Here is a 14,506-nt window from a genome sequence, read left to right on the forward strand (position 1 = left end):
CTATTCCCTAGACGAAAAGATTGAGCAACTAGTGAACTTAATTATAGAAGTCAAGAAGATTTTATCTAAATCAAGAACGCCTGCATGGGATATATAAATACTAGAAAAGGATTCGAAAAAGAAGGAGTTAAAAGTGAAAAATAGCATTGAAGGTATACAGTTGGAGGAAGATCATCTATTGGTAGAGCAGTCTTTATCTAAGCCAAGAGGGTGAATTTAAAAAACTAAGGAAAGGCTGTGAAATTATGACGGAAGAAAAAATGAATTTAATCAGTGTTAGGGATGTGTTATCACATCCAGAGAAAAATCCAGAGACTTGGTTTTATCTTCCTCCAAATTCAAAAGAATGGAATCTACATACAAAGGGGATATTTTCGCTAGATAGCTTTGATTTTCCACCCGATTCAGATGATTTTTTACCAGAACAAGTGAAAGAAAATGGTTGGATAGAAACATTGGATGGTACAAGTATTGAGGATGTAATTGACAATGTAAAGGATCAGTTAGAAAATCCATCACTAGATCAGTTACTCCAAGCGTTCATTTATTATTTTGAAAATGATGCGTTTTTGGTTTTTTAAGTAGTTAAATTAAAAATAAAGATAAAAGAGTAGAAAACCTAAATATAGGATATTTTCCACTCTTTTTCTATTAGAAATGGAAATGCTTCATTTCGTTTATTAGTGTCTACCCTCAGAAATCAGGACTTAAAAAAATAAATGGAGGAGCATTCTAAAGAATGAAGTATGATGATAAGGCTTTAAAAATTCTATTAAATTATAGCTTGTTGAATCCAGAGAAAACATCAGAGGAAGATTTTCAATATGCTAAGACAGCAGGTTATACGTTTGATAAAATTTTACAGACGCATAATGAAGCTATTGAGAATGCAATGTTTGAAATGAGGAAATGTAGTAAAGGTTTCGCGGCCGATTTATTTCTGGCCAGTTTAAGTACCCAGCGTTTAGATTGGAGATCAGGTTTACCAGTATTTGTGATTATGAGACAATTTCCTATTCATAATTTTAAAAGTGATTTTATCTCTTGTGAGATATGTGCCAATAATGCCGAAGATTTAGTAGATTTAACATTCATAAACAAAATTCGTTTTGGTCATGGTGGGGTTATTTCAGGTAACATATATGATTTTTCATTTATACTTCAACAGCATAATAAGCTTCCGCATATAAAACCGACAAAAAAAGATTTTGATATTTTTCAATCTGTTATTGAGATTGTTAGAAATACAGAAAGTAATGTTACACCATCTAAAGTACAAAATAAGATTAGAAAGATTGAAGGATTTAAATCAAATGAAGAACAAAGAAAAGCATTACTAGAGACGCTTGGTTTTTGTAGTATATTAGAAACAGAAGAGCATAAAGGTTTTTTACATCAATTCATAAATCTTGGTTTAGCTCCAAGATCTAGACATAGCTCGGATTGGTTATATCCCGTGGATTGGTGGAAGGGGAGAGACGGGATAAATCAAGATGCACTAAAATTTTGGTTTGGTGAATATGAGGAATTACAAAGTTTGTTTACGTAAAAGTGTAATAAATATTCGGAAAACTGCATGTGTTTTTTAGACAGGTTCATAAATTGTAAGCTTATTTGAACACCCTATCAATGGCCTAAACCGTTGATATATCAACATTTATAGGAGGAGGAACTGAATTGAAGGTAATCGTACAATATGTTCCAGAGGACAGTACTACTTATAAGAGTTGGTTCGTCATCAAAGATGAATTGGATGGAAAATTTAGTAAAGATACATCTAGTCCTTGGGATATGGGAGTAGAGGCTCAAACTGGTTATACATACTATCCAGTAGATAATGCTGTTATTTCGCTCTATCCTGCAAAGTCGTCGGATAAAAAGGATGATTTGAATGGTGACAGATACAAAGGAAAGTATTTAATACTACTTTCAAATACTGCTGATACTGAAAGGTTTAGCTCTTATAAAATGTATACTTGGGAGGAAGCAATTAATATTATTTCCCAATTGAAGGATTTATCATTTAAAGCTGCATTACGTGTATGGAAGTCAAAAAAATTTAAAAATACAATGAGAAATTGAAATTGTAGTAGAATTTGTAGTTTATCTTAAGATAAGATTAATTCTTTTACGAGAGTAGCATAAATATCCTTTGGGATTATTGCTACTCTTTTTTTTATGATTATTATTGCATTTTTTGAGTGATATCCCTCTTTTAATGAAAAAAGTAATCGTGTTTGAAGCAAAGCAAAAAGTACTAACTATAGTACGAATATCTTGGGTGAAATTCAAAATAAAGGTACTTTAAGGAGGCAAAAAATGGATTGAAATATGCTATTGTAGATTTATTAGTAAACTTGGTATGTCCATATGGTGTGTGATTCCTCGTGGTAAAGAGGCAGATTTTTTCAAAGGGAGTGATGATAAAGCTTTAATAATAAATTCTACTGTTCAAAATAGGAGTTCGAAGAGGATATTATGGTATTCGACAAAGTTTATAACTAGAAGATTACTTGATCGGTACATGTTTATCCGGAACAGGAAAAAATAATTACACAAGTTCGGGAGGGGAATAATGGAAATATGTAATGATGAAAAAATAGAATTGAAAAGAAAAGAGCTATCGAATTACTTTAATAGTTATTCAAAGGACATTCATCAGCATTATCTTAAGTTGAAGAGCAAGGTTACTAAATGGTCGTATTCTTTAGGAGTCACTGAAGAGTTAATTCCATTTGAGAATTTAATCCCTTCCGTCATATCAATCAAGAAAGGGAAGCCTCTTGCTAAACCCAGTAAGTCCAACTTTGAGTCGAAAAATTTAGTTACCTATGGTATCGATAATAATGTAAATATTCTTTTGGTGATTAGAAAATATGATAAAGATGTTACGAAATATGGAGAAAACATAAGATATGTAGATTATATAAATGAGGAAAAAGTAATCGTTAATGCGCATATTTATGAGTCCAATCCTACTACCTCTAAATTATCTTCTCTTTGCCATGTTTATGAGGAAAATGGTTTAGTGTACTATGTTTCAATTACACCACCTAATAATTGGTATGTTAGAGTTGATGAGTTGCAAGATAATAGAATTAAAAAAATATCAATGTTTGCTACAAGTTGGTATAAACAAATGGATTACAGTATTTACTATGATAATAGTTCCGTTTTATCAAAAATAATGATTGGTGAACATTTGCATTGGGAAAATCGACTGTAAGTGTAAAAATCAAAAAGGAGCGGAAGGATGCGTACTAATAAATATTGGAAGTATTTTGATCGAGCGATGAAAGAGTATAAAAAAAGAGTAATTTCAGATGAGGAAGTAAAAGAAATACTAGATAATCGGCTAAATGAAATGAAAGACTTAATTCAAAAAAATGAACGAAATCGTTTAGCTGATCGCTTGAAAATGGGAATAGGTGTTCACCTTGAAATGAATGCAAAAAATAGAATACTAAATGGAGAACCATCAGCATGGATTTTATTAGAGCAGCAACTATTTTGGTTGATTCAGATGATTAAAAGCAATCCTAATAGAGGGAGTGTATCAGACAGTTAAATAGGGGGGCTTATCGGACTTTCCTTATTGTGGGGTTATGAAGATATTGCAGAGCTAACATACAAATATGCAACTAATATGTTCACAAAAGATCGAGATTTTTATTCTGAGAATAAGACTCATCATGTTTTTATGATATGCCTATATCATTATTGGAAAACTGGGGAAATGCCTGAATTGTTTAATATTTCACCAGAAAATCATGTCTACCAAAGATTAATGTGCAGTTGGAACGATACAAATGATTTTGGAGAAAATCTTTATGAAATATGTGATTTTCACATCTATAGTTTAAGCGACACACCTCATAAATCAAGTGAAATTTTATCGTTTGATTGTATTCCTTACGATTATTATTGTATTCAATTAATAAGAGAGAAAGAGGGATTAGCTACACCTAATATAGAGCATCCGTTGCTTCAAACACCCCTTGCCGAAATTCCTAAGGATAAGCCTGGATATAAAATTGATGAGGATGAGATTTTGCAATTCGTAATACAAAATGAAAAAGTACCTGATTTACAACGCCTTATACGCTAAAAGCATTGGATGGAAAAGGAGTGAGTGTATGAATGCACTGTTACTACTTGTGAAAAAGCTTTCGTGTGATGTAGAAGAACAAATTTTTTCAGAGGTTTCATTAGCTATAGAAAAGCCAGAAACCTATTTCGAGAAGTTCCAAGATCGACTGGATGAAAGAGGAATAGATAGCCCCATTGATCAATTGGCATGGATTTCTTTGGTTGATGCACTTCTCGATCATGATTTGGCATTTGAACTCGATTGGAAAGAATCAGGGTTATACATTTGTGATGTTGTTGATGAATTGCTAGATAGGAAAAAAATGGCGTGCATAAGTTGGGGAGATTTTGAAGATGGAGAATTTGATGAGCTACCAACTTCCCAATGTTTAAATGAAATTTCCGAAAAATTAAAGGAAGAGGGAATTTCGTTGGCATATTTGGATATTGATAGTGACTGTTACGTTCTAATCACTGTTCCATCATCTGATATTGATGAAATAAAGAAGTTGGTGCAAGAAGCGGGATATAGAATTCAAGATTCTTTCTGAAGTAGCTATCCTCATTCTCGTTAGAAGTCAGCACATAATCTAATATAAACAGGAAGTATTAGGAGGCAACAATGTCTTTTAAAAAATTAAAATCCATTCTTTCACCACCCAATTTTGCAATTTCTTTAGATGACTCTCCGAAATGGAGCGAAGTTGAAAATAAATTAGGTATAGTATTACCTGAACCATATAAAGAGTTTATCGCTTTATATGGTTCAGGTAATATTGGTAACTTTATAATGATATATTCTCCTTTTGCAAAAAATGATAATATGAATTTCTTTATTCAACAAAATTTGAATAAAGGTGCATATTTAACTTTAAAGGAGAGTTTCCCTGAGAACTTTCCATATGAGATATACCCAACAAATGGAGGAATCTTGACCTGGGGACGAACTGAAAATGGGGATACATTAAATTGGATTGTGAATACTCAAGGTGATTGGGCTATTTTAGTAGATGATGGATCAGGTGATTACTTTGAATATAAGGGCTCTATGACTGGTTTTCTCCATGATGTATTAAGTGGTAGTATTATTTGCCCTATATTCCCAAGTGATTTTCCTAATAAAGATAGTAAAAATACCTTTATTGGTTTAAAGGATTAATGATCGAAAAGTTGAACTAAAAAACTATAAACCTGTCGCAGTATTTAATAAAGTATAAATCATAAGTATTGCAAAATTATTCATTCAAAAGTCATATTTCGAATTTTTATAGCGAAAAAAAGAGGATAATACATAAAAATTCAAAAAATTAATTGACGCTAGTATTAAATGTGTGATAAAAATGATAGTATCAATTCGGAAAATTAATATTTGGGCAATGATAGGATTAAGTAGTGAAAATCTCCCTATTTCAGAGAGCTGATGGTTGGTGCGAATCAGTATATAGATGATCATGAATTTCGACCTGGAGCATCTTTCATAAATCACACGTTGTGAGGAAGTGGAAGACGGTAGTGAATACCGTTATCAAATAAAGTGGTGAAGAATTTTATTCACAACTAGGGTGGTACCGCGATATCTATCGTCCCTACGTATTTACGTAGGGACGTTTTTTATTTAGGTCTTATTCTTGTTGTGTTTTCATAACTAGGGTGGTACCGCGATATTACATCGTCCCTACGTAATTGCGTAGGGGCGTTTTTTATTAAAGTTTTACGCTTGTTGTATCTTCATAACTAGGGTGGTACCGCGATATATAATCGTCCCTACGTATTTGCGTAGGGACGTTTTTTATTGTGATATTTTTATTTTCCCTACGTTTCGTTGAGGCGATTTTTATTTGAAAGGACTTACGATAGACCAATATGAATAAAGACCGAATTGTAATAAACAGAAAAAGAGAGGAGATAAAGAGATGGAATCACAGCAATGGACATCGAAATTAGGTTTCATTTTAGCAGCAGCAGGCTCGGCAATCGGTCTTGGCGCGATTTGGAAGTTCCCGTATATGGCCGGTATTGGAGGTGGCGGTGCGTTCTTCCTTATTTTCATCGGTTTTACTTTATTAATTGGTTTACCGTTATTATTGGCAGAATTTGTAGTTGGAAGAAGTACGCAAAAAGAGGCTGTTGATGCCTATAGAAATATTGCTCCTAATACGCTATGGCCGTGGGTCGGTAAATTAGGGATCGTCACATGTTTCATCTTGCTTTCATTCTACAGTGTTGTAGGAGGATGGATTTTATTATATTTATGGAACGCAATTACAGGTAGACTGTGGGAAGGAAATGGCTCTTACGAAGCAACCTTTGGTGAAATTATTTCTAATCCATTATTAGCGGTTGGATCACAGCTATTATTTATTCTTATGACTATTTTTATCGTAAGTAAAGGTGTACAAAACGGTGTTGAAAAAGTAAATAAGTATTTCATGCCAGCATTATTTATTTTATTCTTTGTATTAATTATTCGTGCTCTTACATTAGATGGGGCAGGAGAAGGGGTTCGCTTCTTCTTGCAACCTGATTTCTCAAATGTTACATCTGAAATTATTTTATATGCGATGGGGCAGTCGTTCTTCTCGTTATCTGTCGGTGTAGGCGTAATGGTTACGTATAGCTCATACTTACCGAAAGAAGAAAGTTTACCACGTTCCGCATTTTCTATCGTCGGTTTAACGCTTGTGATTACATTACTTGCAGGGCTTGCTATTTTCCCGGTAGTCTTCGCATTTGGAATGGAACCATCTCAAGGACCTGGTCTATTATTTATTGTCTTGCCAGCAATTTTCAGTAAAATGGCATTCGGGAAATTGTTCTTCATTATTTTCTTGTTACTATTTTTCTTTGCAACAATAACATCAGCCATTTCCATGTTGGAAATTAGCGTGGCCTCTTTAACGAAAAAAGGTAAAGGGAACCGCGAAAATATGGCATTGATGGTCGGAGTACTAATCTTTGTTGTAGGGATTCCATCGGCGCTATCATATGGCGTATTAAGCGATGTGCAATTGTTTGGAAAAACAATCTTTGATTTAGCGGACTTTACAGTAAGTAATATTCTTATGCCACTCGGTGTATTATTAGTGGCGATCTTCGTACCGTTTAAAATGAAGAAAGAAGTATTAATGCAAGAACTGGGTGTAAGTAAAAATAAAGGTTATAAATTATTCGTTTTATGGTTATTCTTACTTCGCTTTATAGCACCAATTGCAATTATTATCGTATTTTTAAATGTAATTGGATTGATTTAAAATACAATGCAAAAGGCCCTAGCATAACATTATGTTAGGTCTTTTTTGTTATAAAATGATCTGAAAGCAACTCCAAAATATAAATTAAAGTTGATGTTGGAGTTATTTTTTTGTATTCTTCACTCTCCCCCAAAAAACTGCTCAGGTTCAAGAGGAAAGTGATCGGGTCCCCCAAAAAACTGCTCAGGTTCAAGAGGAAAGTGATCGGGTCCCCCAAAAAACTGCTCAGGTCCAAGAGGAAAGTGATCGGGTTCCTCAAAAAACTGCTCCGGTCCAAGAAGAAAGTGATCGGGTCCCTCAAAAACTGCTCTGGTTCAAAAGGAAAGTGATCGGGTTCCTCAAAAAACTGCTCCGGTCCAAGAAGAAAGTGATCGGGTCCCTCAAAGAACTGCTCAGGTCCAAGAGGAAAGCGATCGGGTTCCTCAAAAAACTGCTCCGGTCCAAGAAGAAAGTAATCGGGTCCCTCAAAGAACTGCTCAGGTCCCTACGAATTCAGCCCTCCACAGAATAAAAGCGGAAACCAACGCAAATCAAAGCAATACCCGCCTAAAACAGATAAAAAATCAAAAAAAAGAATAGCTTGACATCATTCGAAATAGCACAAACATCACAAGTTTTTCTGCATATCATAATGGGGAAAGCGTTTTCTTCAATTAATATAGAAGAAAGGCACTACAACTTAATCAAGTTTGCTGAAAAACACTTACATGAGGCACATTTCGTAACTTGGTTTATTACGACACTAAGTGAGAAGGGCATGAAACTTTGGTTGGCTAATTATCTTGTGATAGTCATGTCCGAAGAGCTTCGGCTGTAGATGTTGTAATAATGACCCACATTTTGCTGTTGAATTGATACATCTTATCTTTATACAAGCAAAATTGTTTATATTGACATCCATATTTATTTTCGAAAAGACGATTTGGCTTGTCATGTCAGATCGAGCATCGAAAAATTCTGTAAATTTGATGATTTCAGCTAGTTCAGACGAATATTTGTACGATTATAGGAATTTTACGAAAAAAATTTGCAAAAACCTTAACTATTTCCTACGAAATCCGTATAATAAATCAAACAGTGTGAAAATTGTCCATTTTCTATCGATTAATTGCGTGAATTTTTTAAATTGTATTGACGTGAGGAACGATAATTTGTACACTGTGTACATTCAATTGTTTTTTGGAGGAATACATTTAATTTAAAAAGTTAGGATTTGATGGTTATGATCGTATGTAAATTTGGTGGAACATCTGTAGCAAGCGCAGAGCAAATTCAAAAAGTAGCAAACATTGTAAAATCTAATCCGGCACGTAAAATCGTAGCCGTTTCTGCACCTGGGAAGCGTTCTGGTGACGATATAAAGGTAACTGATTTATTAATTAACTTAGCAATGGCAGCATTAAAAAATGAAGAGATTGAAGATGAACTGCAAATCGTTGTCAATCGCTTTATGGCGATTGCGGATGGTTTGGAATTAGATCATACAATTTGTGACGTGATCGCTGAAGATTTACGTGAACGCGTACAAGGTGATAAATCCAATGAGGAATTATTTATCGATAGCATCAAAGCGGCAGGGGAAGACAATAACGCGAAGCTAATCGCTGCTTATTTTAATTCAATCGGTATGCCGGCACGTTACGTAAGTCCTAAAGATGGTTTGGTCGTCAATGATTTACCTGAACGCACGTATGCTTTACCAGAGGCTTATGCAAATTTAGCCTCCCTAAAATATACCAAGGAAATTATTGTATTCCCGGGTTTCTTCGGTTACACTAAAGCGGGCATACTGCGTACATTTGACCGCGGTGGCTCTGATATTACAGGCTCGATTTTAGCAGCTGCTGTTGAAGCAGAGCTTTATGAAAACTTTACGGATGTGGACTGTGTGTTCTCCGCGAATCCGAAAGTCGTGAATGATCCAGTAGAAATTAAAGAAATTACGTATCGCGAAATGCGCGAATTATCCTATGCAGGCTTTTCAGTTTTCCATGATGAAGCGTTAATGCCTGTTTACAAGATTGGGGTGCCAGTTAACATAAAAAATACAAATAATCCATCAGCCCCGGGTACTCGTATTGTACCAAGACGCTCTGTAACAGGACGTCCGGTTACAGGTATCTCGGCAGATAGTGGCTTTTCAACTTTATATGTGTCAAAATATTTGATGAATAGGGAAGTAGGCTTTGGCCGTAAGCTTCTACAAATTTTAGAAGATGAAAATATTTCATATGAACACACACCCTCTGGTTTAGACGATATTTCTGTCATTATGCGTTCAAATCAAATAACACTTGATAATGAAGAGAGAATTCTAGCTCGTGTGAAAAATGAGTTGAATGCAGATGATGTGCAAATGCGTCATGGCTTCTCTATGATTGTTATAGTAGGCGAAGGCATGCGTAATAACACGGGTCTAGCGGCACGTGCTGCAACTGCGATTTCAAAAACAGGTGCAAATATAGAGATGATTAATCAAGGCTCATCTGAAGTTAGTCTAGTATTCGGTGTGCTACAAGAATATGAAAATCAAATTTTACAAGCACTATATGGGGAATTTTTTGCACATGTGAGAGTATAAAGGAATAAAGTGTAACTTAATCAGTGGGGGTCTTCATCCCCACTGTAAGGGCAGCTAATGTTCTCCCTAACTTTTTTGCTTTCGCTAAATTTTTAGGTGGGAGTCTTGTACCTGCCGCTACGCTTACGGTACAGATTTGTGTACCTGACGTTTCACTTACGGTACAGATCAATTGCTGCCCGTTAATGTGGTGTAAACGCTAATCCTTAAACTGGATTGGTGTTTTCTTTTTGGCGGGAATACGGTAAAATCAAGGGCGTACATTGATTGGAGGTATTTCTGTTGAAAAAATTATCGATTGGTATGTTGCTATCAATGATTGGCATACTATTTGTTTGTTTAACGATCATGGATATTTTACCATCCTCGACAAAAACGATGAAAATTGTTTATATCGGTATTGGCTGGGTGTTTATCATTGCGGGATCTATTATTCGTTTTAAAACCTTAAAACAAAGGCAATAACGGAATGTCTCAAAATTGAATTGTGATAAAACGTGAATTTGTGATACAATTTCAAAAAAATAAATAATTTGAGTATGATGAAGTTGTGATGCTGTACGCAAATTCAAAAGGTTTATATTTGGGATAGGTTATTAATTAAAGACTAAACAGTACAAATTCTTCTTTGTAAGAATTTGTTTTTTTTTCTTTGAATAGGAGGCGAGATAATGCCAGTACTACGTAAGGAAGATATTCATATTTCCGACCATTATGTTGCCATCCAAACAGATTCACCAATGAAGGTCGTATCGTCGGCAGTACATAATCCAGGCTTTGGCTTTTATACACATTTGATGAATCGTTCAGTGCCTTATACGTATGATGAACGCAAACCACAGTTAGAATTACAACGGTTTTTACAGTCTGAGGGTTTTCCGATTGACAATACAGTTGCGATGATGACGGCCGTCTATGCCCGATATGCAACAATTCGTGAGTTTACATATGAAGGAATTCATCTTGTCATAATGATTACGGCAGGTCTTGGTAATGCCGTCGATATTACGCGTGCCTTTCATCGTCAGGAGCAGTATCATGCGGGGACTATTAATACTTGGGTACTGATCAATGGAAGATTGTCGGATGAAGCTTTATTTCAAGCAATGATTTCTACGACAGAGGCTAAGGTCAAAGCACTTATTGATGAGGGGATTACAGATCCTACAACGGGTACACTAGCTACAGGTACGTCAACGGATAGTTTGTTAATTGCTTCAACAGAGGAAGGCGACTACCATCAATATGCTGGACCGATTACGATGCTAGGAAAAGTCATTGGCCATGGAGTTTATGAAACGATGCGTGAGGCCATTCAAAAATATAAAAAAGACAAAGAGGAGAATCCTTTATGATGGCACTGGTAATTGCCTGTATCATTGGGCTTGTTTTTGATTTAATCGTGGGTGATCCTCCTAAAATGCCTCATCCAGTACGCTGGATTGGGAAGCTCATTCAATCTCAAACTGAATTATGGAATAAAGGAAGAATGAGAAAATTCCGTGGCATGGTGATGGCACTAGCTGTAGTAGGAACAACAATGTTTGTTGTGACAGCCATTATGCTACTAAGCTATCAAGTTAGCCCACTATTTGGCATCTTGGTTGAGGGCTTATTAATTGGGATTGGACTAGCACAACGTAGCTTGAAGGAAGCGGCGATGGCTGTCTATGAACCGCTTGTTAAAGGTGATTTTGCTGAAGCTCGTGTGAAGCTTTCTTGGATTGTCGGCCGTGATACGGAGAAACTTGACGAGGATGAGATTGTTCGTGGTGTTGTGGAAACAGTCTCTGAAAATACGAGTGATGGGGTAACCGCTCCATTATTTTATGCCTTTTTATTTGGCGCAATAGGGTTATGGGGCTATAAGGCCGTCAATACGTTAGACTCTATGATTGGCTATAAAAACGAAAAATATAAAGATTTTGGTATGTTTGCTGCAAAGCTAGATGATGTACTGAATTTTATTCCAAGTCGATTAACAGGTCTACTGATGGTGCTTGGGACGAAAAATGAAACAAACGTATCTCTAGGTAACCGCTTAAAACGTTGGGCACAGGATGCGAAAAAGCATCCAAGTCCAAATAGTGGTTATTTAGAAGCAGCAACAGCTGTTCAATTAGGAGTACAGCTTGGTGGAAAAAATACATATCAGGGTGTCGTTTCTTATCGAGCAATAATGGGCGAGAAATTAGTTCCATTAACAAAAGAGCATATTGCAACGTCTGTAATTCATATGCGCATTGCGACTTTGCTCTTTACGCTTGTTATGTTAGCAGTGGAGGTGTTAATTTTTGCAATTACCTAATCACGGAGCAAATCCGCAAAATGTTTATCATCAGCTAGGACTTAATATGCCCGAAAAGGTGTATGATTTTAGTGAAAATGTTAATTCGGCAGGGCCACCCCCGTTTGTTGAAGCGCGTTGGCGGACATTTTATCCGCTTATTCAACGTTATCCAGATCCGGACGGTGAGCCGTTTTTATCAAAGGTGGCAGCTTTTCATGAAGTTCAGAAAGATTCTATATTATTAGGCAATGGTGCATCCGAGCTTTTTAGTGTTCTAGTGAGACGCTACGCCAATAAGCGTGTTATTATCGTACATCCAACTTTTTCAGAATATGAACGAACATTAACAGCGGCAGGCGCTGAAATTGTGCCGATAATTGTCGAGGATTTTGTCCACTACACATTGCCGATGGAGCATCTGAAGAGCGAAATGGCGAACGCAGATGCATTATATATTTGTACACCGAACAATCCGACGGGGGTGCTTCCAAAGAAAGAAGAGCTTCTCGAATTAATCTCCCACGGTGCAAAGGTCAATTGTGAGCTTGTCATTGATGAGGCATTTATTGACTGGGTAGATGAAGCCTGTTCTTTGATCCAATATGTGGCAGAAAATCCTCATTTGATCGTTGTTCGTTCGATGACAAAAATGTATGCGATCCCAGGATTACGCCTAGGCTATTTAGTAGCAAGTCCGGTAGTTGTTACTGAGCTAAAGAATATCCTACCGCATTGGAACTTGAATGCCTTTGCCCTTGTTATAGGTACAGGCTGTTTAGATGAACATGTATATTGTGAGCAAGCTATTGCCTATGCTAAAAATCAACGGGAAGCGCTGCAGAGCTATTTACAAGAAAATGGTTGTCAGGTGACGAATAGTGTAACGAATTATGTATGTTTTGCATTACCGAAAAATCAGCAACCAGATACATTTTTTACATACTGTTTATCAAAGGGCGTCGTGCTACGCCATACAAAAAACTTTATGGGCTTAAATGGTGAATGGTTCCGTATAGGAATTAAAGATATTGTGGCTATGACGTATTTACAGAATTGTTTGCAAGCTTGGTTTAACGCAAATTAGGGGTGACAAAGGTGACGACTTTTTATTTAATAAGACATGGTGAAACGATGTGGAATAAAGAGCAGCGGCTACAGGGATGGTTAGATTCGCCGTTATCGGAAAAGGGCATTTTACATGCAGAAAAACTTCGAGATCATTTGAAAAATATCTCCTTTACAGCGGCATATAGCAGTTCAAGTGGCCGTGCTAAGGAAACGATGCATATTCTTCTAGGTAATCGGCAGCTTCCAATCTATTATGAGGATAATTTACGGGAGATTTTTTTAGGAGATTGGCAAGGAAAAACAGTCGAGGACATTATGACTACGCACTGCCTTGATTATGAATTATATACCGATTATCCTGGACAATTCGTCGCAACCCATACGGAAAGCTTTGGTACGGTAACAGAGCGAGCGATGTTTACGTTAAAGAAAATTGCAGAAAAATATCCCGAGAATAATGTTTTAATTGTGTCCCATGCTGTAACGATTAAATGTATCATTAATGCCATTTTAGGGCGAAGCATCAATCAGCTGTGGGCAGAACCATTTATTCATGGTACAAGTATCACGATTATTGAGAAAGTCGAGCAACAATGGCTCGTGAAAGATATCGGGAACATTCAACATTTACAATAGGAGGCGTAACTATGCCACTGATTTTCATTACAGGGGGAGTACGCAGTGGTAAATCCCACTTTGCTGAAAAAGCGGCTGTTTCTCACTATCAAACAGCGTTTAACCAAGCGCGACGACTTATTTATATTGCTTCTGGAGTAGCGTTGGACCATGAGATGGAGAAGCGAATAGTGCGTCATCAGGCAGATAGACGAGCACAAAATATTGAATGGCTGACGATAGAAGCACCTTATGACATTGCAAATACATTACGTAAACTGACTGATGGAGATGTTGTGTTATGGGACTGTGTTACGACATGGCTGACAAATGCTTTTTACGAGGGTTTTGACACGGGAACTCCCTGTGTGGAAAAACCTGGCTGTTTAGAACAAAAGCTTGATGTTTTAAAAAAGGCGGTAAAGACGTTACTTGAGAAAAGGGTGACGTTTTTTATCGTCTCAAACGAATTATTTGATGAGCCACCTTATTCTAGCGAGGAAGTAGAATTATATCGACAAATGCTTGGAAAATTACATCAATGGTTCGTTTCTATTGCGGATGAGGCATATGAAATAAATTATGGTGTCGTAAAGAAGTGGAAATAATAAA

General features: G+C 36.2%; 17 protein-coding genes and 1 other annotated feature. All 17 genes read left to right on the plus strand.

Annotation, left to right across the window (positions count from 1 at the left end; genetic code table 11):
- The first annotated feature begins 245 nt into the window (after positions 1-245).
- The 17 genes from ABH966_RS11670 (at position 246) to ABH966_RS11750 (ending at position 14,502) form a co-directional block, all read left to right on the plus strand.
- Positions 246-581, plus strand: coding sequence for a DUF7716 domain-containing protein (locus tag ABH966_RS11670; RefSeq protein WP_370078536.1), 336 nt, complete (start codon positions 246-248; stop codon positions 579-581).
- A 158-nt stretch (positions 582-739) separates the two neighbouring features.
- Positions 740-1,549, plus strand: a complete 810-nt coding sequence (locus tag ABH966_RS11675) for a hypothetical protein (protein WP_370078538.1) — start codon at positions 740-742, stop codon at positions 1,547-1,549.
- 128 nt (positions 1,550-1,677) lie between these two features.
- The gene (locus tag ABH966_RS11680; protein ID WP_370078540.1) at positions 1,678-2,082 is read left to right on the plus strand and encodes a hypothetical protein; all 405 of its coding nucleotides are present in this window, start codon (positions 1,678-1,680) and stop codon (positions 2,080-2,082) included.
- Between the two features lie 493 nt (positions 2,083-2,575).
- The gene (locus ABH966_RS11685) at positions 2,576-3,226 is read left to right on the plus strand and encodes a hypothetical protein (protein WP_370078542.1); all 651 of its coding nucleotides are present in this window, start codon (positions 2,576-2,578) and stop codon (positions 3,224-3,226) included.
- A 27-nt stretch (positions 3,227-3,253) separates the two neighbouring features.
- Entirely contained in the window at positions 3,254-3,568 is a 315-nt protein-coding gene (locus ABH966_RS11690) for a hypothetical protein (RefSeq protein WP_370078544.1), read from the plus strand.
- Between the two features lie 27 nt (positions 3,569-3,595).
- A complete protein-coding gene (locus ABH966_RS11695; protein ID WP_370078546.1) occupies positions 3,596-4,108 on the plus strand; it encodes a hypothetical protein in 513 nt (170 codons plus the stop codon).
- 28 nt (positions 4,109-4,136) lie between these two features.
- Positions 4,137-4,640, plus strand: a complete 504-nt coding sequence (locus ABH966_RS11700; RefSeq protein ID WP_370078548.1) for a DUF6630 family protein — start codon at positions 4,137-4,139, stop codon at positions 4,638-4,640.
- A 71-nt stretch (positions 4,641-4,711) separates the two neighbouring features.
- Positions 4,712-5,248: an SMI1/KNR4 family protein gene (locus ABH966_RS11705; protein WP_370078550.1), complete on the plus strand. Its 537-nt coding sequence runs from the start codon at positions 4,712-4,714 to the stop codon at positions 5,246-5,248.
- A gap of 208 nt (positions 5,249-5,456) precedes the next feature.
- Positions 5,457-5,680 (plus strand) — a binding site (T-box leader).
- Positions 5,681-6,002: 322 nt separating this feature from the next.
- Positions 6,003-7,340 carry a sodium-dependent transporter gene (locus ABH966_RS11710; protein ID WP_370078552.1) on the plus strand — a complete coding sequence of 446 codons (1,338 nt, stop codon included), beginning with the start codon at positions 6,003-6,005 and terminating at the stop codon, positions 7,338-7,340.
- Positions 7,341-7,450: 110 nt separating this feature from the next.
- On the plus strand, positions 7,451-7,669 hold the full coding sequence (locus ABH966_RS11715; protein ID WP_370078554.1) for a hypothetical protein: 219 nt from the start codon (positions 7,451-7,453) through the stop codon (positions 7,667-7,669).
- Between the two features lie 893 nt (positions 7,670-8,562).
- A complete protein-coding gene (locus ABH966_RS11720) occupies positions 8,563-9,921 on the plus strand; it encodes an aspartate kinase (RefSeq protein ID WP_370078556.1) in 1,359 nt (452 codons plus the stop codon).
- Between the two features lie 282 nt (positions 9,922-10,203).
- Positions 10,204-10,386: a hypothetical protein gene (locus ABH966_RS11725; protein ID WP_132358490.1), complete on the plus strand. Its 183-nt coding sequence runs from the start codon at positions 10,204-10,206 to the stop codon at positions 10,384-10,386.
- 206 nt (positions 10,387-10,592) lie between these two features.
- Positions 10,593-11,276, plus strand: a complete 684-nt coding sequence (locus tag ABH966_RS11730) for an adenosylcobinamide amidohydrolase (protein ID WP_370078558.1) — start codon at positions 10,593-10,595, stop codon at positions 11,274-11,276.
- Positions 11,273-12,229: an adenosylcobinamide-phosphate synthase CbiB gene (gene cbiB, locus ABH966_RS11735; protein WP_370078560.1), complete on the plus strand. Its 957-nt coding sequence runs from the start codon at positions 11,273-11,275 to the stop codon at positions 12,227-12,229. The genes ABH966_RS11730 and cbiB overlap by 4 nt, the downstream gene beginning before the upstream one ends.
- Positions 12,216-13,295, plus strand: a complete 1,080-nt coding sequence (locus ABH966_RS11740) for a pyridoxal phosphate-dependent aminotransferase (RefSeq protein WP_370078562.1) — start codon at positions 12,216-12,218, stop codon at positions 13,293-13,295. Before cbiB ends, ABH966_RS11740 begins: the two co-directional genes overlap by 14 nt.
- 11 nt (positions 13,296-13,306) lie before the next feature.
- Positions 13,307-13,915: a histidine phosphatase family protein gene (locus ABH966_RS11745; RefSeq protein ID WP_370078564.1), complete on the plus strand. Its 609-nt coding sequence runs from the start codon at positions 13,307-13,309 to the stop codon at positions 13,913-13,915.
- A gap of 11 nt (positions 13,916-13,926) precedes the next feature.
- Positions 13,927-14,502: a bifunctional adenosylcobinamide kinase/adenosylcobinamide-phosphate guanylyltransferase gene (locus tag ABH966_RS11750; RefSeq protein ID WP_370078566.1), complete on the plus strand. Its 576-nt coding sequence runs from the start codon at positions 13,927-13,929 to the stop codon at positions 14,500-14,502.
- The last annotated feature ends 4 nt before the right edge of the window (positions 14,503-14,506 follow it).

Origin of the sequence: Lysinibacillus sp. RC46, from assembly GCF_041262385.1 — a bacterium.
Lineage (GTDB): Bacteria > Bacillota > Bacilli > Bacillales_A > Planococcaceae > Lysinibacillus.

What these genes read in the sequence shown, in the direction of transcription:
- ABH966_RS11710 (WP_370078552.1), top strand. Translation starts at nt 6,003, where the DNA reads ATGGAATCACAGCAATGGACATCGAAATTAGGTTTCATTTTAGCAGCA.
- ABH966_RS11700 (WP_370078548.1), top strand. Translation starts at nt 4,137, where the DNA reads ATGAATGCACTGTTACTACTTGTGAAAAAGCTTTCGTGTGATGTAGAA.
- ABH966_RS11690 (WP_370078544.1), top strand. Translation starts at nt 3,254, where the DNA reads ATGCGTACTAATAAATATTGGAAGTATTTTGATCGAGCGATGAAAGAG.
- ABH966_RS11730 (WP_370078558.1), top strand. Translation starts at nt 10,593, where the DNA reads ATGCCAGTACTACGTAAGGAAGATATTCATATTTCCGACCATTATGTT.
- ABH966_RS11685 (WP_370078542.1), top strand. Translation starts at nt 2,576, where the DNA reads ATGGAAATATGTAATGATGAAAAAATAGAATTGAAAAGAAAAGAGCTA.
- cbiB (WP_370078560.1), top strand. Translation starts at nt 11,273, where the DNA reads ATGATGGCACTGGTAATTGCCTGTATCATTGGGCTTGTTTTTGATTTA.
- ABH966_RS11675 (WP_370078538.1), top strand. Translation starts at nt 740, where the DNA reads ATGAAGTATGATGATAAGGCTTTAAAAATTCTATTAAATTATAGCTTG.
- ABH966_RS11670 (WP_370078536.1), top strand. Translation starts at nt 246, where the DNA reads ATGACGGAAGAAAAAATGAATTTAATCAGTGTTAGGGATGTGTTATCA.
- ABH966_RS11720 (WP_370078556.1), top strand. Translation starts at nt 8,563, where the DNA reads ATGATCGTATGTAAATTTGGTGGAACATCTGTAGCAAGCGCAGAGCAA.
- ABH966_RS11705 (WP_370078550.1), top strand. Translation starts at nt 4,712, where the DNA reads ATGTCTTTTAAAAAATTAAAATCCATTCTTTCACCACCCAATTTTGCA.
- ABH966_RS11750 (WP_370078566.1), top strand. Translation starts at nt 13,927, where the DNA reads ATGCCACTGATTTTCATTACAGGGGGAGTACGCAGTGGTAAATCCCAC.